Here is a 19887-nt window from a genome sequence, read left to right as displayed (position 1 = left end):
TCAACATATAATGTTCAATACGCCCATACATCTTTACTGCGAGACTAAAAAACATGAGAGAACATGACGTTTCAACGACAAGATTTCAGCCGAATGATGTTAAAATTGAGAGCAAAGAAACGATTTTTCACGGTTTCTTTAAAATGGTGAAGTATACTTTTTCTCATCGTTTATTTGCTGGGGGTTGGAGTCAGTCGTTAGAAAGAGAAATGTTCGATCGAGGTCATGCGAGCGCTTTACTGCCTTACGATCCTGTAACTGATGAAGTGATTATTATTGAACAAATTCGAGTTGGCGCACTCGAACATACTTCGCCTTGGCAATTTGAAATCATTGCAGGAATGAACGGTGACGGTGAAAACCCTATTGAGGTCGTTCAACGTGAGGCGAAAGAAGAAGCGGGTGTCGATGTTACTAATATTGAATCCATTTGCCATTATTATCCATCTTCTGGGGGATGCTCTGAAATATTAGATGTTTTCATTGGGCAAGTTGATGCTATGACGGCATCTGGCATACATGGATTGGCTGATGAAAATGAAGATATCTTGGTGCATGTGATGTCGAGAGAGAAAGCTTATCAAATGATGAGTGATGGTACGATTGAGAACGGTGCTTCTATCATCGCTTTACTGTGGCTTGAGTTACACTATAAAGAGTTACAAAAACGCTGGTTACCGAATTAGTAGTAAGGTAATTGAAATAAAAACGCAAGTTATATTGATATAAATAGAGGTTAGATGCGTAAAGCTTATCATGTTGATCTGGCTGGTTTAATGAGAGTTTATGAAACCAATTATGCCAAAATGAATGCTTTAATCCCACATGATCCAGATGTGGGCGAAACTCGTTCGTATCAAGTTTCGAAAATGTCATATCAACTTGAAATTAAAGAAGTGACAAGATACACCACCTTGGTTGATGTATGCCAATGTGATATGCGTCCGGTGTTTCCACTTCCTCGTATGCAAGTTCGTCTTTATCATGATGCTAGAGTTGCGGAAGTGTGTGCTAGCGAGCAGATTTCTCGGGTGCAGGCAATATATGATTATCCTAATAAAAATATGATGCAAAGAGATGAAAAGTTTCAGCTAAATCAATTTTTAGGTGAATGGTTAACCTTTTGTTTACGACATGGTATTAGTCGTACTCCTATTTATTAATAGTGGCATATTAATTTAGTAATTATTTATCGTGTAATATTTGAGTTTATTGTCACGGATGTACAACCTTTAATTTGAGTTTAATGCATTGAATACCATTGATACTATCGAATCTAATCAAGATATTGTGACATTTGTTCAGATCACTGATACTCACCTTTTTTCGGATGAAAAAGGCTGTTTACTTGGTGTGAATACATTAGATAGTTTTGCCGCTGTTGTCCAAGATATAAATGACCATGTTCAATCGAAGCAGTTTGAATATCAGGCTTTGATTATGACAGGCGATGTATCACAAGATCATACTGATAAGTCTTATCAGCGATTCAATCAAGGCATTCAAACACTTGGCAAAAGCTGTTATTGGTTGCCAGGAAATCACGATTATAAACCGAGTATGAATAGCATTTATCCTTCAGCTCAAATTAAATCCTCTACCCACGTTCTTGCGGGTAAATTCTGGCAAGTGGTTTTACTAGATAGCCAAGTCGAAGGCCGCCCGTATGGTGAATTATCAACAGAGCAATTAACCTATTTAGATCAGGTGCTTGATTCTAACCCCGATCGCTATACTCTTGTTTTATTGCATCACCACCCTCGATTGGTTGGGAGTGAGTGGTTAGATAAGCATTGTTTACATAATAGTGATGAATTTTGGCAAGTTATTGCGCCATACTCTAAAGTTAAAGTGGTTTTATGTGGTCATGTCCACCAAGATTTTAATCAGCCCTACAATGGTGTAAGTGTCATTACTAGCCCTTCGACTTGCATTCAATTTAAGCCCAACTCTACTGAGTTTGCTTTAGATCGTGTAGCTCCAGGCTGGCGTTCGCTTACCTTATTGCCAAATGGGAAGATTGAAACTCAAGTTTACCGTTTGGAGGGAGAAGATTTTTTGCCAGATTTTGACGCAGAAGGGTATTGATCTCGAATTTATCGGCTAGAATAGCCGAAGGTCGCAATTGGCCGTTAATGTGTTTCGAGGAGTTTTCAGTGTCTAAACCTTCCATGCTTTTATATCTCCATGGTTTCAATAGTTCACCTCTCTCTTTAAAAGCCAACATCATGAAAGCTTATTGTCAGCAATATAGACCAGATATTAAGCTGATGATCCCACAATTACCGTGTTTTCCTGCCGACGCGGCAAAATATTTAAGCTCATTAGTACAACAATATGCCTCTGACTATAATATTGGCCTAGTGGGAAGCTCGTTAGGTGGGTATTTATCTACATGGTTGAATCTTAAATATGGCTTGCGTGCGGTGGTTGTAAATCCAGCAGTTCGTCCGTATGAGTTATTGAGTGATTTTCTTGGCCCTCAAAATAACCCTTATACCCATGAAAACTATGTGTTGGAATCAAAACATATCCAAGATCTAAAATCATTGGAAGTCGATAGCTTGCTATCACCACAAGATTTCTGGGTTCTACTGCAAACCGATGATGAAGTGCTAGATTACAATCAAGCTGTCAGTAAATATGCAAAAAGTAAACTGACCGTGGAGCAAGGTGGCGATCATAGTTTCATTAATTTTGAACGTTATCCCCAACAAATCATCGAGTTTTTACAGTTGTAATGTGATTTACCCTGTTAACCTTTTTGTTTTCATTTGACTTAACTTGACAATATGACGTAGGTTCCAGACTATATCCCCTTTAAAACTGTGGCCTGTCGTCTTCTGGTTAATCTTGATGGTAGTTCATCATTTATCATCTCGTATTAGCCATTCCGCAATTTTTGAATTGCCACTATTTCTCTAGAGTAATGCTTTTTTATTATGACTGAACAATATAATGCTGGTGCGATAGAAGTTCTTAATGGGCTTGAGCCGGTTCGCCGCCGACCGGGAATGTACACGGATACTGCTCGTCCGAACCATTTAGCTCAAGAAGTTATCGATAACAGTGTCGATGAAGCCTTGGCTGGTCACGCCTCTAAAGTACAAGTGATTTTACATGCGGATCAATCTATCGAAGTGATGGATGATGGCCGTGGTATGCCGGTAGATATTCATCCAGAAGAAAAAATATCCGGTGTCGAACTTATTTTTTGTAAGCTCCATGCGGGCGGTAAATTCTCTAATAAAAGCTATCAATTCTCAGGTGGTTTACACGGTGTTGGGATTTCGGTAGTGAACGCCTTATCTAAGCGTGTAGATGTCACGATCAAGCGCGATGGACAAGTGTACGAAATTGCCTTTGAAAATGGTAATAAGGTATCCGAACTAGAGGTGACGGGGACTTGTGGTCGTCGTAATACCGGAACCAGCGTGCATTTCTGGCCCGACGCTTCTTACTTTGATTCTGGAAATTTTTCAGCCAGTCGCTTAATTAATAACTTACGTGCAAAAGCCGTTTTATGCCCCGGGCTTGATGTTGAATTTATCGATAAGGTAAATGATAAAACTTATCAGTGGCATTATGAAGATGGTTTAAAAGATTACCTGATGGAAGGGGTTAAGGGTTATACCTTACTACCGGAAGATCCTTTTACTGGGGTGTTTTCTGCTCAAACCGAAGCCGCGGATTGGGCTATTATTTGGCTACCAGAAGGCGGCGAATTAATTACCGAAAGTTATGTTAACTTGATCCCAACCGCGCAAGGTGGAACCCATGTTAACGGTTTGCGCCAAGGTTTACTGGATGCGATGCGTGAGTTTTGTGAGTTCCGAAATTTACTGCCGCGTGGCGTGAAACTGACCGGTGATGATGTATTTGACCGGTGTGCTTATGTGATGTCGGTTAAAATGCAAGACCCACAGTTTGCTGGTCAAACCAAAGAGCGTTTATCTTCTCGTCAGTGCGCCGCTTTTGTCTCGGGTGTAGTGAAAGATGCCTTTAGTTTGTGGCTGAATGAAAAACCGCAAATTGCCGAATTACTCGCTGAAACGTGTATTGCCAGTGCCCATCGTCGTATGCGTGCCAGTAAAAAAGTGGTACGTAAAAAAATCGCATCAGGGCCTGCCCTACCAGGTAAATTGACCGATTGTACTGTGCAAGATCTCAGCCGTACCGAATTGTTCTTAGTGGAAGGTGACTCGGCGGGTGGTTCTGCTAAACAAGCGCGAGATCGCGAATTCCAAGCGATCATGCCACTGCGTGGGAAAATATTAAATACGTGGGAAGTCTCTTCTGATCAAGTGCTTGCTTCAGATGAAGTACATAATATTTCCATCGCATTAGGGATTGATCCTGATACAGAAGATCTTGATGGTTTACGTTACGGTAAGATCTGTATTCTCGCGGATGCGGATTCAGATGGACTTCATATAGCCACTTTATTGTGCGCTTTATTCATGCGTCATTTTGAATCTTTAGTCCGTGCTGGTCATGTATATGTTGCGATGCCTCCACTGTTTCGTATCGATTGCGGTAAAGAAGTGTTCTACGCATTAGATGAGAGTGAAAAAGAAGGCATTTTAGATCGTTTGAGTAGTAAAAAAGCGAAAGTTAATGTGCAACGATTCAAAGGTCTGGGTGAAATGAACCCACTTCAATTACGCGAAACTACTATGGACCCAAATACTCGTCGCTTGGTGCAACTTACGATAGATGACGATGAAAAAACCATGGAAATGATGGATATGTTACTCGGTAAAAAACGTGCCGAAGATCGTCGTGCCTGGCTACAAGCCTATGGCGATAAAGCTGATGTAGAATAATAATCCTGCTTAGTTGAAGCTGTGTTATCAGCAATTTTTGAGTGTGGAAAACAGAATAAACAAGGTCTATCAATGAGTTCTGAAATTACCTTTGACGGTGTTGAACAGTTAACGTTACGCAAATTTACAGAAGATGCGTATCTCAATTATTCAATGTACGTGATCATGGATCGTGCCTTACCTTATGTAGGGGATGGTTTAAAACCGGTTCAACGTCGTATTATTTATGCGATGTCGGAGCTTGGTTTGTCAGCAGCATCAAAATACAAAAAATCGGCTCGTACTGTTGGTGACGTATTAGGTAAATATCACCCACACGGTGATTCTGCCTGTTATGAAGCGATGGTACTCATGGCGCAACCTTTCTCTTATCGTTATCCGTTGGTGGATGGGCAGGGAAACTGGGGGGCGCCTGATGATCCTAAATCGTTTGCTGCGATGCGTTATACCGAAGCGAAATTATCGAAATTTGCAGAAGTACTGTTAGGGGAACTCGGTCAAGGAACCGTGGAGTGGGCGCCTAACTTTGATGGCACCATGAAAGAGCCTAAGATGTTACCCGCTCGTTTACCCCACATTTTATTAAATGGCATTACGGGTATTGCGGTGGGCATGGCGACTGATATTCCGCCTCATAACGTGCGTGAAATTGCGGGTGCAACCGTACATTTACTCGAAAATCCAAAAGCAGAACTGTCCGAAGTGATGGGCTTTGTGAAAGGGCCAGATTACCCAACTGAAGCTGAAATTATTTCACCACCAAGTGATATTGAAAAAATGTATCGCACCGGTCGTGGCAGTATTAAAATGCGCGCAGTGTGGCATAAAGAAGGTTCGGATATCGTCATTACCGCGCTTCCGCATCAAGTTTCTGGCGCAAAATTGTTAGAACAAATCGCAAGCCAAATGCGCGCCAAAAAGCTGCCAATGGTGGATGATTTACGTGATGAATCCGATCATGAAAACCCAACACGCATATTGATTGTGCCGCGCTCTAATCGCATTGATTGCGATCAGTTAATGAATCACTTATTTGCTTCAACCGATCTTGAGAAGAATTTCCGCGTTAACCTGAATATGATAGGCACGGATAATCGTCCTGAAGTCAAAGGGTTAATTAAGATTTTGCAAGAATGGATTGATTTTCGCCGCATGACGGTTCGTCGCCGCTTGCAGTACCGCTTGGATAAAATATTAGATCGTTTACATATTTTAGAAGGTTTGTTGGTGGCTTACCTCAACCTTGATGAAGTGATAGATATAATCCGAACTGAAGATGAGCCGAAAGATGTGTTGATGGCACGTTTTGGGATCACTGAACTTCAAGCCAATGCTATTTTAGATACTCGCTTACGTAATCTTGCTAAATTAGAAGAAATGAAATTGCGTGGCGAGCAAGATGAATTAGAAAAAGAGCGCCAAAAGTTAGAGTTATTATTAGGATCTGATCGTCGATTAAATACCTTGATCAAAAAAGAAATTGAAGCAGATGCCGAAAAATATGGCGATGATCGTCGTTCTCCATTAATTGAACGTGCAGAAGCAAAAGCCTTAACGGAACGTGATTTAATCCCAAGTGAGCCAATCACGGTTGTGTTATCAGAAAAAGGTTGGATCCGCCATGCTAAAGGGCATGATGTGGATGCATCGACGTTAAGCTACAAATCTGGTGATGCTTATTTAACGCAAGCGCATGGTAAGAGCAATCAACAGGCCGTTTTCCTTGGTACTGATGGGCGTAGTTATTCGCTTGAATCTCATTCATTGCCTTCGGCGCGTAGCCAAGGTGAGCCAATTACGGGCCGTTTGAATATCAATGCTGGTACTAGTGTTAGCCAAGTGATCATGGGCGAAGAGGAACAATTATGGTTAATTGCCTCAGATGCTGGTTATGGATTTGTGTGTAAAGGCACAGATTTATTGTCCAAAAATCGCAGCGGTAAAGCACTAATCAATCTTCCTCAAGCATCTGAAATTTTGCCGCCAAGTGAGATTTTTGATATTGAGCAAGATGAGATCTTAGTGATCACCAATGAAGGCAGAATGTTACTGTTTCCAATTAAAGATTTACCGCAATTAGGGAAAGGGAAAGGGAATAAAATTATCAATATTCCTTCGGCTAAAGCGAAAGCGCGCGAAGAATTTGTCACTCAATTAATCTCTATTCCTTATGGCGTAACGGTGACCTTGTACGCAGGTAAACGTAAGCTTGGATTAAAACCAATTGATTTGGATAACTTCCGTGGAGAGCGTGGCCGTCGTGGAGCCAAATTACCACGTGGATTGCAGCGTGTTACTCGTATCGAGATCGCAAGTAACGATCAACGATCAGAGAAATAACAGAAGTTACTTAACCTGAACTCTGGATAAGGAAGATTATAACCTATTAATTTATAGTCTTTTTTAATCATTTACAGAACAGCGCAGGGATTTTAGATGCATAACTAGGCAAAATTATGAGTCAATAGCTGGTCTATTGCGTTAATTTTAACGAAGTTAGGCGCTAAAAGAACAAGTTGTTTAGCTTAAATTATCCAGAGTTCAGGTTACCTATTATAGATAAAATATTGCATTGCTTTTTTTCTTATAAAGCAGTGCATTTTTTTAATCGATCTAACATCATTTTCCAATGGCATGATTTAAAGTTAAGCAACGGTATTTCACTTGTCATTAAATAAATAAGGATTTTTTGTGTCTACAATTACTAATACTAGCGCGGTTACCCTGCACTTCACTATAAAACTTAAAGATGGTTCGGTGGCAGATAGTACCCATAATATGGGCAAGCCAGCTAAGTTTGTTATGGGTGATGGTAGCTTAAGCGAAAACTTTGAACAGTGTTTATTAGGTTTAACTGCGGGTGAAAGTAAGGTGATTGAGCTAGCAGCTAAAGATGCCTTTGGTTTACCTAATCCAGATAATATTCACCATATGGATCGCACTCGTTTCAGTGGTCAAGAGTTAGAAGTAGGTACTATTATGGGATTCAACGGTCCTGATGGTGTTGAAATTCCAGGTATTATTAGTGAAGTCACTGGTGAGTCTATAACGGTTGACTTTAATCATCCGCTCTCAGGACAAGATGTTCACTTTGAAGTGGATATTCTCGAGGTTGAATAATTCAAAGCGTTTCGCCTTTGAATGGTTGTCAGCAAACTTGTTATCGGTAGAATAGCGCCATTATTGATACGCAGAGATGGCTCAGGACATGACTCAAAACATGAAAATTTTATTAGCAAACCCTCGTGGTTTTTGTGCTGGTGTTGATCGAGCGATCAGTATCGTTGAACGTGCATTAGAAATGTATCAGCCGCCGATTTATGTTCGTCATGAAGTGGTGCATAACCGCTTTGTTGTTGAAGGGCTAAAGCAGCGTGGTGCGGTTTTTGTTGAAGAGCTTTCAGAAGTTCCAGACGATAATATCGTTATATTTTCTGCTCATGGTGTATCACAAGCAGTGCGTAACGAAGCCAAAGAGCGTCAGTTAACCGTATTTGATGCGACATGCCCACTGGTAACCAAAGTACATATGGAAGTGGCTCGTGCTAGCCGCAAAAATATGGAAGTAGTGTTAATTGGCCATGCGGGTCACCCTGAAGTTGAAGGCACGATGGGGCAATATGCAAGCGAAACGGGTGGAATGTATCTGGTTGAGCGCCCTGAAGATGTTGCGCATTTAGTCGTTCGAGATCCCACTAACTTGCATTACGTGAGTCAAACAACCTTATCGGTTGATGAGACGTCGGATGTGATTGATGTTTTGCGTCAAGCTTTTCCAAAAATCCAAGGTCCTCGTAAAGATGATATTTGTTATGCCACTCAAAATCGTCAAGATGCCGTTCGTATCTTAGCTGGCAGCGTTGATATTATGGTAGTTGTGGGTTCGAAAAACTCCTCTAACTCTACCCGCTTAAAAGAATTGGCTGAGAAACTAGGCACTCAAGGTTATTTGATCGATTGCCCAGAAGATATTGATCCGGTTTGGTTTGATGGAAAACATAAAGTTGGCGTGACCGCTGGAGCCTCTGCGCCAGAAGAGTTAGTGAATCAAATCATTGAACGTATTAAAGAACTTGGTGCGACCGATGTGGAAGAAGTGTTAGGACGTGAAGAGAATATGTTTTTTGAAGTACCAAAAGAGTTACAAATCAAAAATATAGACTAACATCCACTTTCAGAAAAAATTTACTCATTTCTTGATAATACAAAACTGAAAAAAGAAAGGCCGATGGATTTAATTATCCATCGGCCTTTGAGTTTTTGGTGAATCAAATCTTAATCACGAGACTCAGTGTAATTGACTAACTTGTCTTCTTCCGCTTGATCAAATTCTGGGTCGCCTTTACCTTTCGATATTTTAATCACGTAACCGGTAATTAATAAGCTCGCCACAATACCGATGATGGTTGAAATTTGCATTCCCATACCAAAACCTAAAGTATTATTATTTAAGATGAAAGTGATACACACTGCCGTCATAAATATTGCAGGAATAGTGCTGATCCAATGGAATTTATTAAAGCGTAATAGATACGCAGATGCTGTCCATAACATCATTACCGCCGTTGTTTGGTTAGCAAAACCGAAGTAGCGCCAGATAATCGCAAAATCGACTTGAGTTAAGATGGCGCCAATCACAAACAAAGGCATCGCCATAAATAAACGACTTTTCAGTGTTTTTTGTTCCATTTTGAAGTATTCAGCTAAGATCAAACGGCTTGAGCGAAATGCCGTATCGCCAGAAGTAATAGGTAGAATTACCACACCTAAGAACGCTAAAATACCACCAAATACACCAAGTAAACCAAATGATGCACTGTAAACCACATTACCAGGACCACCATTTGCCACTGCTTCTTGTAGCGCGTCCATTGAACCAAAGAAAGACAAAGCGACTGCACACCAAATCAATGCGATGACACCTTCACCAATCATGGCACCAAAGAATACAAAACGGCCATTTTTTTCATTTTCTAAGCAACGAGCCATTAGTGGTGATTGAGTGGCATGGAAGCCAGAAATTGCACCACAAGCAATTGTGATAAATAGCGCAGGCCAAAGTGGTAAGTCATTTGGGTTCATGTTGGTGAACATATCGCTAAATTTATAGCCAGCTAAAATTGCATGGTCGCTAGAGAAGGCGACAGCAGCAATAAGACCAACGGACATAAAGATAAGCAAGGCGCCAAATAGTGGATAGAAACGACCAATGATTTTATCAATCGGTACAATCGTGGCAACAATGTAGTAAGCAAAGATAATCGCAACCATTAAGCCCATAGAAACCGTCGTATCAGTTTGCTCATTTACTAGGTTTGTGATCATTCCTGCAGGAGCGGATACAAATACAACACCAACCAGTAGCAATAACACCAAAGCAAAAATATTCATAAAGTGCTTGGCGTTGTTTCCTAAATAACGGCCAGTAAGGCTTGGAACCGATGCGCCACCATTACGGATAGAAAGCATGCCAGAGAAGTAATCGTGAACGGCACCAGCAAAAATACAACCTAGAACAATCCATAACATAGCTGCAGGGCCGTAAAGGGCACCCATTATTGGGCCAAAAATTGGACCGACGCCTGCAATGTTCAGCAGTTGAACTAAGTAGACTTTTTTATTCGACATTGGCACGTAATCAACACCATCTTGCTTAGAAAAAGCGGGAGTGGTGCGTTGTTCATTGATACCAAATACTTTCTCAACGAAAGTTCCGTAAATAAAGTAGCCTGCAATTAATGCTGCTACACAAAAAAGGAACATCATCATAATTATTGTCCTGCTTAAGGTTGTTTGAAAATTCAGGCTATATAATAAATCTGCCCCTAATAACATTCATATAACATTTGTTTGAGTGGTCGAATATTAAATTGAGTGGTGATAGGCGAAGTTAAGTGGTTTATGTGGGTATGAAACCGCTTGGTTTTCGTTTGCTTTGAATGTGACCTGTGTAATAGTTGTGATCCAAATAAGTGCGATATAACAAAATTATTCAGATAAGGGATGTCATGAAAATAAAAAATAATTCTCATTTTACCGCTATGATTTTACTGAGCTGTTCCGCTTTGTTGTTAACAGCGTGCGCGAATACGGCAGAAGATTATGTGCAAGCAGGAGATTGGGCATCTCTTGGTTATTCCGATGGGATTAAGGGAAAACAAAATCGTACCGGGAGTCAGTTATCTAAACTTGGTAATGTGAATGTCAATGACTATGCGGAAGGCTATTTAAAAGGCAATAAAGAATATTGTAATCCTAAACATGCTTATCAAATTGGCGTGTCTGGTAATTATTATGAAGGTGTATGTGAAGGAACGCCCGATTCACAAAAATTCAGAATGGAGTGGCAGCGTGGTTGGAATGATAGCAAGTTGGATGGATCCAATTAATGTACTTTAAGTATGTAAAGAGTGTTAAGGAATAGTTATGCATAATGAACAAATAGGTTTGATGCTAGCGGCGGTTGGTTTGATTGGTTTAGGATGCCAATGGTTAGCCTGGCGGATGAAGTTACCTGCAATTTTGTTCTTATTGATCGCCGGTTTTATTATTGGACCAATTACTCATGTTTTTGCTCCGAATGATATGTTTGGTGATTTACTCTTTCCTTTGATTTCTTTAGCGGTGGCGGTGATTTTATTTGAAGGCAGTTTAACGCTGAATTTACAAGAAATTCGAGGGGTTAACCGCACCGTGATGAATATTGTCACGATTGGCGCTTTAATTTCTTGGGGGTTAACGAGCGTATTTACTTTTTATATTCTTGATTTTAGCTGGCCGCTAGCCTTGTTATTTGGCAGTTTAACGGTAGTTACTGGCCCGACAGTGGTGGTTCCGTTGCTGCGTACGGTACGACCTAAAGCTAAATTGGCTAACATTCTGCGTTGGGAAGGTATCTTGATTGATCCTATCGGCGCATTGTTTATTGTGATCGTATACGAGTTCATTGTTTCCAGTAGTAAGGTACACAGTCTTGCTGTCTTTGGCTTGATCTTATTAATTGGAATTGTTTTTGGGATAATTACTGGCGCATTATTATCTCAGATTTTACGTCGTCGGTTATTACCTGAATATTTACAACCTTTTGCGGTGTTAACGTTAGTACTTGGTGTTTTTTCAATTTCGAATAGTTTGGAATCCGAATCTGGCCTATTGGCAGTAACGGTCATGGGAATGTGGCTTGCTAACGCCAAAGGTGTCAACATTCAAAACATTTTACATTTCAAAGAAAACCTGACGATTTTATTAATTTCAGGTCTATTTTTGATGCTCTCCGCTCGCATGGAATTGAGTGATTTTGCTGCTCTAGGCGTTGGTTCCGCAATTTTGTTCGTCGCGATTCAATTAATTTCTCGTCCCATTGCTATTTTCCTTTCAACCATCGGTAGTAGTCTCAATTTTAAAGAAAAAGCTTTTATTGCCTGGGTCGCCCCTCGTGGGATCGTGGCGGCGTCTATTTCATCGTTATTTGCGATTAAATTAGTTGAGTCTGGCGTGGAAGAAGCCAGTTTATTGGTGCCACTCACTTTTATGGTCATCGTGGGCACTGTTGTATTGCAAAGTATTACCGCTCGTCCATTAGCGAATGCATTGAAGTTATCGGAACCGTCACCAAGAGGATATTTAGTTGTTGGTGCGAATGATATTGGCCGCAGCCTCGCAATGGCATTAAAGAAATATGGGGACCGAGTGATCATAACGGATTCGAACTGGGAGTATATTCGGAAAGCTCGAATGCAAGGTTTAGAAACGTATTATGGCAACCCTACCTCAAGCCATGCAGAGGAATACTTAGATTTAATTGGTATTGGTAACTTGATTGCCGTTTCGCCAGATAAGCATTTTAATATCGTTGCAGCTAAACACTTTATGAGCGATTTTGGTGCTCGACGAGTATTTTTCTTAAATGAAAAAGCCAAAGATAATCAACATGAGAAGCACCAAGTTGTAGAGGATAAACACGGCAGAACTTTGTTTGGTGAAGATGTCAGCTATAAAAAATTAGCCAGCCTAATTAATCAAGGTGCAGAGGTAAAACACACTAAACTAACAGAAGAATTTAAGTGGGAAGATTATGTGATGAAGTATTCCGATGGGCATCGGTTGTCGCTATTTACCGTTGATCCTAAAGGTGATATCCATATTTTATCAAATGATAGTACTCATAAAACAGTGGAAGGTTGGACTGTCGTGAGTTTAATCAAAGAATAAAAATGCGGGGCTACTAAATTGCTAGCCCCAAATTTTTAAGAAACAATATTATTCTCCTACCACCACACACGCCGTATGTTTTTGTTTCCCAAATCCTAAAATTTGAGCTAATCCTGCTTTACTGATAGGAATAGACGCAGATGATGAAACATCATGTTTTGCTTCTGTATGTGGATCATGGATAAAGAAAAATTGTTCATTCATGCCTGATAAAATAATCCAATGTGGCTCTTTATAGCCATTAAAGCGATAAGTGCTGATCAACAGTAATATGCATTTACCTTGTTCAATCCAAGCTTCTATTTGCTGGTTATTGGGTGGGGCAATAATATGATGAATATCTAACGCATCGACCTGTTGGCAAAAATCTTGATGCACAATGTCAATTACCTCTTTTTTATTAGGATCTCGTACACTGTCGATAAATGGCGTGGAATCTGAACGAGTCCAAAGTTCGACATTAAACCCCCGTTTTTTGGCGGCTAATGCTAACCCATGTCCACTGCACCCACCATGTCCGGCTGCCATGAAAATCGTAGTCGCTTCTCGCCAAAGTTGCAGTTCTTCCTTCCGGTTAGGTTCGAAGTCTTTATTTAAGGTTGAAAATGCCATCAGTAAACACGCTGCACCGCAAGTAAATGGCGTGGTCTGAATGTACAGCGGCATGGGCAATAATATTTTTGGTAGGCTTGCGGTTAAGCGTTTTTGCATGCGAATGCCATCGGCTAAATCATCGTAATAATGGATTAATGTTTTAAGTGGTTTATAGCCGAGTTTTTGATATAAATTTTTAGCCGCCAGATTGTCATTTCTTACTTCTAAGCGTAATGTGGTAGAGCCTTGTTCTAATGCAGATTGTTCGCACTTTTCAACCAGTTGTTGAGCAATTTTTTGGCCACGGAATTCAGGGTTAACGGCAATAGAATAAAGGCGCGATAGTTGAGTGCCTTGATGGAAAAGAAGAAGTGCATAGCCGGTAATGTGTGGTTCAGCAACAGCAACAAATACCATGCTATGTTGAGACAGAAGAAAGCGTTTCATTTGTCTTGGTGCAATGACGTCGCTACTGAATACTTGCGCTTCTAATGTAATTAATGCAGGTAAGTCTTGTTGGGTTGCGCGGCGAAATTTCATTGTGCTATCCACTTTAATATCCACTATAAATAACGGTTGTTCAGCGTTGTTGTAACGCAATCCGCCCAATGGAATTGATTTAAATCCGATGGGTATAACGATTAAATACGAGAAATTGTTCCTTTGCTAGAGGTAAATGTATTCATGGCAAATTTTGTTATTGTGACGGATAAAGACAGCGATTGGGGGCAATATTTTCCCTCTGATCAAGTCGTGACAGTTGATAGTTATTTACAACCTAATTTCTTATCAGATCGCACTGAAAAGCATAAAAGTGTACAAGTGATCAACTTGTGCCGCGATTATTCTTATATGAGCAATGGTTACTATTGTTCGCTATTGGCTGAAGCGCGTGGTCATCGTGTTATTCCTCGTGTGATGGCGATTAATGATGTCAATCAACCATTTGTGATTTCACTTCCTGAGCAGGATCTTAATAAGCATTTTTCTGATTCAGAGAAAGTAGCCAGTAAAATTTATTTTGGCCGCAGTCATATCAAAGGGCTTGAGAAAGTCGCTCGTCGCTTATTTGAACACTTTATGATCCCAGTACTTGATATTGAGTTGAAAAAACATGGTAAGCATTGGCAGTTAGTTAAAGTCCAACCGTTCCCATTCCAAGACCTTAACAATGAAGAGCAAGATACTTTTGTTCAATCACTCGAATTATTTTCAACCAAAGTTTGGCGTTCGCCTAAGCCGAGCAAATCATTTCGTTATGATGTTGCTATGCTGGTGGATCCAGATGAAAAAATGCCTCCGTCGGATCCTGTGGCATTAAATCGATTTAAAAAAGCCGCTAATCGTTTAGGCATGAGTTTACAAACCATTACGGTGGATGATTTTTCTCGTTTAAGTGAGTTTGATGGTTTATTTATTCGCGCCACGACCAACATAAGTAATTTCACTTATCGTTTTGCAAAGCGTGCGGAAAAACTAGGTTTAGTTGTGATCGATGATCCTGAGTCGATCATGAAATGTACGAACAAAGTGTTTCTAACTGAATTGTTAGAACGGCATAAAGTGCCTGCGCCTAAATCGATGATCTTGAGAAGCTTTGATCCTGATTGGAAACAAAACTTGCTAGAGCACATGCAATTACCATTAGTACTCAAAATTCCAGATGGCGCTTTTTCTGTTGGGGTTGTAAAAGTCACGGATGAAGCGACATTAGAGCAAAAAGCGGCAGAATTATTTGCTAAGAGCGCTTTGATTTTAGCGCAAGCCTTTATGCCAACCGATTTTGACTGGCGAATTGGCGTGATGAACCGTCAGGCGATTTATGCATGTCGTTATCATATGAGCCGTGGACACTGGCAGATTTATCAACACCATAATAGCGGGCGTACAACATCTGGCGGCTTTGATACTTTAGATTTAAAACAAGTACCAAAGAATGTCGTTGATACCGCTGTAAAAGCTTCTAACTTAATTGGATCTGGTTTGTATGGTGTTGATCTAAAAGAAATTGATGGCCAAGTCTATGTAATTGAAGTCAATGATAACCCGAGTATTGATAACAAAGTAGAAGATCTCTGGCTGGGAGATTTACTTTATGATCGCATCATGACGGAATTCTTACGCCGTATTCAGTTACGCGGGTTCTAAATGGAGAATAAATATGAATCGAGTTAGAGGAGCTGGTTACAAGGCGCTTGTAGTGGTCGAAGATTTAGGATTATTTACTATCGCAGTATTAACTGTGATTGCGATGGGGATAGAAGTTTGGTCGGTCATCACTAATATGCACGTAAGTCTGTCTGATTTACTTTTGCTTTTTATATATTTAGAAGTATTGGCTATGGTTGGTCTGTATTTAAAATCTGGGCGGTTACCGGTTAGGATGCCACTTTATATTGTTATAGTAGCACTGGCTCGTTATATGATTTTAGATATGAAAAATTTAGATACATACCGAATGTTAGGTTTATCTGGAGCGATATTGATCATCACCATTGCGATTTTAGCGATCCGATATGGTCATACTAAATATCCTTATGGAGAGACAGATAAGAACTCATAAAATGCCAAACACCTCTTTTAATTGCTTTAAATAACGACGACTGACTGGGGTGATATGCCCACTATGAGTGATCACTTCAGCCAGTCCATTATCAAGTAACCGGATTTCTCGAATCGCTTTGGTATTGATTAAATATTGACGATGACAGCGTAATAGTTCTGTTTTTTCTTCTAGTGTCTTGAGCGTTAATTGGCTACTGGCCGTTTGCTGCGCGGTTTGGATATGCACACCAGAAAGATCACTGAAGGCGGTTTCAATATCTTGCAGTGGAATGATCATAATACGGTTGTGACCAATGCAAGGGACTTGTTGTAGCCGTTTTGGCGTTAGTGCTTCAATTTGTGCTTGGGTATGAATTGCTTCTTGATTTTGCCTGGCTTTGAGTAAGCGTTGGATCGTTTTGTTTAAACGCTTAGGGTCGACAGGTTTGAGTAAATAATCAAAGGCATTGTCTTCAAAGGCCTGAATCGCATATTGATCAAAAGCGGTGACAAAAATGACTTGTGGCATGGTATCCGGATCCATCATTGCCAATAATTCAATGCCATTCACTTGAGGCATTTGAATATCGACAAAAACAACTTCAGGCTTTAATGCATTAATTTGCTTTAACCCTTCAATGGCATTATTAGCTTGCGCTATAACCTCAACGACGCCGGTTTCTTGCAGCAACTCTGTCATTTCTTCACGAGCAAACAGCTCATCATCAATTACGATTGCGGTTAACATAGCTATCTATCCCTTTATTATTTTCCAATTTTGTTATTAGGAATAAGAAAACTCATTCGGGTCAATGTGCCTTTTTGACAATGAGTTTTTAACTCAGCGACATCACCAAAATAATTAGTGAGTCGTTTATTTACAATTTCCATACCCAATCCTTGGTGTTCAGCTTTTGGCGTGATAAAACAGCCGGCATTATCTTCTACTGCGATACGATAACCTAGGGAATGTCGTTGGCTATAAATTCGTACTAGGCCGCCTTCTAATAAATTTCCAACACCATGTTTTATCGCATTTTCGACTAAAGGTTGTAAGGTAAAACTTGGTAGTGATTTATCGAGTAGTTCTTCTGCAATATCAATATCAACCTCTAGTCTGTCGGTGAAGCGTGCTTTTTCTATCGTCAGATAAGCATTGACGTGAGCGAGCTCATCTTTAAAAGTGACGGTTTCAATGTTTTGTTTTAGGTTGCTTCTAAAAAAGTGGGACAGATGCTGAATTAACTCTCGTGCTTTATTAGGGTCGCGACGTATCACTGCACTAATCGTATTTAAGGCATTGAATAAAAAGTGAGGATTGACCTGAGCATGCAGCAACTTGATTTCAGCTTGAGCCAGCAAGGTTTGTTGCTGTTGAAAGTCACTGTATAGAATTTGGCTAGATAAGAGTTGTGCAATACCTTCGCCCATCGAGCGATTGATGTTGGAGAGTAGCTTACGTTTGGGTTCATATAATTTAATAGTACCAACCACTTCTTTGCCGGCGCGTAGTGGGATAACCAGTACCGATCCCAGTTTGCAATCCGCTGAAATAGAACATCGATAAGAGTTATCTTTCCCATCTAAAAACATTACTCGATTTTCTTGCATTGCTTGGTGAGTACAAGCGGATGAGATAGGAGTATTTGGTTTATGGTGCTTATCTCCGATGCCAATAAAGGCGAGAATTTTTTCTTTATCGGTGATGGCAACCGCACCAACGTTGGTTTCTTCATAAATAATACGAACCACATGTTCGGCGTTGGTGGAATTAAACCCTGAATTCCATATTCCCACCGTTCGTTCTGCAATGGTTAAGGCTCGACGAGAAAAGGTTGCTGAGTATTTTTCAAAGATGGTCTTTCTGTCTTGTAGGATACTGACAAATAACGCAGCACCGATGCAGTTAGCAATGATCATTGGTGCGGCAATATTAGAAACTAATGCGAAAGCTTGCTCAAAAGGTTGGGCGACGGTAATGATGATCAACATTTGGCTTGCTTCAGCCACAAAGGTAACGGCAAGGACAATCATGGGATTAAACAATAACTCGGTTTTATCTTTTTTAACGAGATAAAGGTGTAACAAACCGCCAATCAATCCCTCTGTCGTGGTTGATATTGCGCAGGCTACATCGGTAAAACCACCCAAGCTATAACGATGTAGCCCTCCGGTTAGTCCAACGGCGAAACCGACGATAGGGCCACCAAATAACCCTCCCATTACCGCACCAATAGCACGAGTATTGGCGATTGCATCATTAATGCTAAGGCCAAAATAGGTGCCCATGATGCAAAATAATGAGAATAAAACATAACAACTAAATTTATGCGAGAGTCTGGATGAAATATTGAATAAAGGCAGAAAGATAGGCGTTTTACTCAGCATATAAGCCAGCATTAAATACACGCACATTTGTTGTAATAGCGAGAGAATAAGATCCATAAATCCAATACTTAAGTTTATAAGATGAAAAACGACAGTTGAATGTAAATTTATTTTTACGTGTGTAGATTTAATTTTACACTTGTTTTGTTATTTTGATTTGTTTGAATATAAAAAATACCGTGATAACTTAACTCCATACAGCGTAGTGTCGCTATCATATTAATGTATTAAAAAGTTTACAGGTACGGTTATGTATAAAAGTGAATTAAGCAATATTAACATCATTGATGAGCAGGTTATCATTACTCCAAACGAATTAAAGCAGAAAATCCCTTTGAGTGATAACGCTCGTCAATTTATTCAAGAGTCTCGTCAAACTATCTCAAATATTATTCATAAAAAAGATCATCGTTTATTGATTGTTTGTGGCCCTTGCTCAATTCATGATATTGATGCTGCAAAAGAGTATGCCAAGCGACTTAAAGCATTATCGGCACAATTGGATGATCAAATTTACCTTGTAATGCGTGTTTATTTTGAAAAACCTCGTACCACTGTTGGTTGGAAAGGGCTGATCAATGATCCGCATCTAGATAACTCTTTTGATATCGAGCGTGGCCTACATATTGCTCGTCAATTATTGGTTGACTTAGCCGAAATGGAAATCCCTTTGGCCACCGAAGCACTAGATCCAATTAGTCCGCAATACATCGGGGATACTTTCAGTTGGGCTGCGATTGGTGCACGTACTACGGAATCTCAAACTCACCGTGAAATGGCCAGTGGTTTATCGGTTCCGGTAGGCTTTAAAAACGGTACTGATGGCAGCTTAGGTACCGCTATTAATGCAATGCAAGCCGCTTCATCTAGCCACCGTTTTATGGGGATTGATAGTGATGGTCAAGTCGCGCTTCTTACCACACAAGGTAATGCTAATGGACATGTGATTTTACGTGGAGGCGTGCAAACAAACTACGATTCAGTCTCGGTGAATGAATGTGAGCAAGAGCTGGCAAAGTATAATTTAGAAGCCGCATTGATGGTGGATTGTAGCCATGCAAATTCTCGTAAAGATTACCGTCGTCAACCATTAGTGGCGGAAGATGTTATTCATCAAATTCGCGAGGGCAACCAGTCTATTATTGGTTTAATGATTGAAAGTCACTTAAATGAAGGAAATCAAGGGTCAGATATTCCTCTTTCCGAAATGCAGTATGGTGTCTCGATCACAGATGCGTGCATTAATTGGGATTCGACTGAAACATTATTACGTCATGCGCATCAAGAATTGGTACCATTTTTAGAGAATCGCCTAAAAGGGTAA

Annotated in this window: 17 protein-coding genes; 13 read left to right on the top strand and 4 right to left on the bottom strand. The window is 40.2% G+C overall.

Annotated elements, in window-relative coordinates; all coding sequences use genetic code 11:
• Positions 1-53 precede the first annotated feature (53 nt).
• The 8 genes from nudF to ispH all read left to right on the top strand — a co-directional run bounded on the left by nudF (position 54) and on the right by ispH (position 8991).
• Positions 54-686, top strand: a complete 633-nt coding sequence (gene nudF, locus FH976_RS05885) for an ADP-ribose diphosphatase (RefSeq protein WP_194089975.1) — start codon at positions 54-56, stop codon at positions 684-686.
• 54 nt (positions 687-740) lie between these two features.
• A complete protein-coding gene (locus FH976_RS05880) occupies positions 741-1163 on the top strand; it encodes a DUF1249 family protein (RefSeq protein ID WP_194089974.1) in 423 nt (140 codons plus the stop codon).
• A gap of 88 nt (positions 1164-1251) precedes the next feature.
• On the top strand, positions 1252-2088 hold the full coding sequence (gene cpdA, locus FH976_RS05875; protein WP_194950322.1) for a 3',5'-cyclic-AMP phosphodiesterase: 837 nt from the start codon (positions 1252-1254) through the stop codon (positions 2086-2088).
• Between the two features lie 68 nt (positions 2089-2156).
• Entirely contained in the window at positions 2157-2741 is a 585-nt protein-coding gene (gene yqiA, locus FH976_RS05870; RefSeq protein WP_194089973.1) for an esterase YqiA, read from the top strand.
• Positions 2742-2942: 201 nt separating this feature from the next.
• Positions 2943-4826 carry a DNA topoisomerase IV subunit B gene (parE, locus tag FH976_RS05865; protein ID WP_194089972.1) on the top strand — a complete coding sequence of 628 codons (1884 nt, stop codon included), beginning with the start codon at positions 2943-2945 and terminating at the stop codon, positions 4824-4826.
• 72 nt (positions 4827-4898) lie between these two features.
• Positions 4899-7166: a DNA topoisomerase IV subunit A gene (parC, locus tag FH976_RS05860; RefSeq protein ID WP_194089971.1), complete on the top strand. Its 2268-nt coding sequence runs from the start codon at positions 4899-4901 to the stop codon at positions 7164-7166.
• A gap of 351 nt (positions 7167-7517) precedes the next feature.
• The gene (gene fkpB / locus FH976_RS05855) at positions 7518-7946 is read left to right on the top strand and encodes an FKBP-type peptidyl-prolyl cis-trans isomerase (RefSeq protein ID WP_194089970.1); all 429 of its coding nucleotides are present in this window, start codon (positions 7518-7520) and stop codon (positions 7944-7946) included.
• Positions 7947-8034: 88 nt separating this feature from the next.
• On the top strand, positions 8035-8991 hold the full coding sequence (ispH, locus tag FH976_RS05850) for a 4-hydroxy-3-methylbut-2-enyl diphosphate reductase (RefSeq protein WP_194089969.1): 957 nt from the start codon (positions 8035-8037) through the stop codon (positions 8989-8991).
• 110 nt (positions 8992-9101) lie between these two features.
• Here ispH and FH976_RS05845 read toward each other — a convergent pair whose 3' ends face one another.
• A complete protein-coding gene (locus FH976_RS05845; RefSeq protein ID WP_194089968.1) occupies positions 9102-10595 on the bottom strand; it encodes a carbon starvation CstA family protein in 1494 nt (497 codons plus the stop codon).
• 239 nt (positions 10596-10834) lie between these two features.
• Here FH976_RS05845 and FH976_RS05840 point away from each other — a divergent pair, with 239 nt between their 5' ends.
• On the top strand, positions 10835-11215 hold the full coding sequence (locus tag FH976_RS05840) for a DUF2799 domain-containing protein (RefSeq protein WP_194089967.1): 381 nt from the start codon (positions 10835-10837) through the stop codon (positions 11213-11215).
• 37 nt (positions 11216-11252) lie between these two features.
• Positions 11253-13037, top strand: a complete 1785-nt coding sequence (locus tag FH976_RS05835; RefSeq protein ID WP_194089966.1) for a cation:proton antiporter — start codon at positions 11253-11255, stop codon at positions 13035-13037.
• A gap of 48 nt (positions 13038-13085) precedes the next feature.
• Here FH976_RS05835 and FH976_RS05830 read toward each other — a convergent pair whose 3' ends face one another.
• Positions 13086-14171, bottom strand: a complete 1086-nt coding sequence (locus FH976_RS05830; protein WP_194089965.1) for a GNAT family N-acetyltransferase/peptidase C39 family protein — start codon at positions 14169-14171, stop codon at positions 13086-13088.
• A gap of 144 nt (positions 14172-14315) precedes the next feature.
• Here FH976_RS05830 and FH976_RS05825 point away from each other — a divergent pair, with 144 nt between their 5' ends.
• Positions 14316-15779, top strand: a complete 1464-nt coding sequence (locus FH976_RS05825) for a RimK family protein (protein WP_194089964.1) — start codon at positions 14316-14318, stop codon at positions 15777-15779.
• A gap of 13 nt (positions 15780-15792) precedes the next feature.
• The gene (locus FH976_RS05820) at positions 15793-16194 is read left to right on the top strand and encodes a phosphate-starvation-inducible protein PsiE (RefSeq protein ID WP_194089963.1); all 402 of its coding nucleotides are present in this window, start codon (positions 15793-15795) and stop codon (positions 16192-16194) included.
• On the opposite strand, the gene btsR is transcribed toward FH976_RS05820, so the two are convergent.
• Both btsR and FH976_RS05810 read right to left on the bottom strand, forming a co-directional pair.
• Positions 16189-16923, bottom strand: a complete 735-nt coding sequence (gene btsR, locus FH976_RS05815) for a two-component system response regulator BtsR (RefSeq protein ID WP_194089962.1) — start codon at positions 16921-16923, stop codon at positions 16189-16191. The genes FH976_RS05820 and btsR overlap by 6 nt on opposite strands.
• A gap of 17 nt (positions 16924-16940) precedes the next feature.
• Complete coding sequence (locus tag FH976_RS05810) at positions 16941-18620, bottom strand: sensor histidine kinase (protein WP_194089961.1); 1680 nt, start codon at positions 18618-18620, stop codon at positions 16941-16943.
• 193 nt (positions 18621-18813) lie between these two features.
• On the opposite strand from FH976_RS05810, the gene FH976_RS05805 reads away from it, so the two are divergent.
• A complete protein-coding gene (locus FH976_RS05805; protein WP_194089960.1) occupies positions 18814-19887 on the top strand; it encodes a 3-deoxy-7-phosphoheptulonate synthase in 1074 nt (357 codons plus the stop codon).

Source organism: Vibrio hibernica, from assembly GCF_015223435.1.
GTDB lineage: Bacteria > Pseudomonadota > Gammaproteobacteria > Enterobacterales > Vibrionaceae > Vibrio > Vibrio hibernica.
This window is presented reverse-complemented; position numbering and strand designations above follow the sequence as displayed.

Bases quoted from the DNA above. Each gene is read 5' to 3' on its own strand.
- btsR (WP_194089962.1), bottom strand. From the start codon at position 16,923: ATGTTAACCGCAATCGTAATTGATGATGAGCTGTTTGCTCGTGAAGAA.
- nudF (WP_194089975.1), top strand. From the start codon at position 54: ATGAGAGAACATGACGTTTCAACGACAAGATTTCAGCCGAATGATGTT.
- parE (WP_194089972.1), top strand. From the start codon at position 2,943: ATGACTGAACAATATAATGCTGGTGCGATAGAAGTTCTTAATGGGCTT.
- FH976_RS05825 (WP_194089964.1), top strand. From the start codon at position 14,316: ATGGCAAATTTTGTTATTGTGACGGATAAAGACAGCGATTGGGGGCAA.
- FH976_RS05805 (WP_194089960.1), top strand. From the start codon at position 18,814: ATGTATAAAAGTGAATTAAGCAATATTAACATCATTGATGAGCAGGTT.
- FH976_RS05820 (WP_194089963.1), top strand. From the start codon at position 15,793: ATGAATCGAGTTAGAGGAGCTGGTTACAAGGCGCTTGTAGTGGTCGAA.
- FH976_RS05845 (WP_194089968.1), bottom strand. From the start codon at position 10,595: ATGATGATGTTCCTTTTTTGTGTAGCAGCATTAATTGCAGGCTACTTT.
- FH976_RS05830 (WP_194089965.1), bottom strand. From the start codon at position 14,171: ATGAAATTTCGCCGCGCAACCCAACAAGACTTACCTGCATTAATTACA.
- FH976_RS05840 (WP_194089967.1), top strand. From the start codon at position 10,835: ATGAAAATAAAAAATAATTCTCATTTTACCGCTATGATTTTACTGAGC.
- FH976_RS05835 (WP_194089966.1), top strand. From the start codon at position 11,253: ATGCATAATGAACAAATAGGTTTGATGCTAGCGGCGGTTGGTTTGATT.
- ispH (WP_194089969.1), top strand. From the start codon at position 8,035: ATGACTCAAAACATGAAAATTTTATTAGCAAACCCTCGTGGTTTTTGT.
- FH976_RS05810 (WP_194089961.1), bottom strand. From the start codon at position 18,620: ATGGATCTTATTCTCTCGCTATTACAACAAATGTGCGTGTATTTAATG.
- FH976_RS05880 (WP_194089974.1), top strand. From the start codon at position 741: ATGCGTAAAGCTTATCATGTTGATCTGGCTGGTTTAATGAGAGTTTAT.
- parC (WP_194089971.1), top strand. From the start codon at position 4,899: ATGAGTTCTGAAATTACCTTTGACGGTGTTGAACAGTTAACGTTACGC.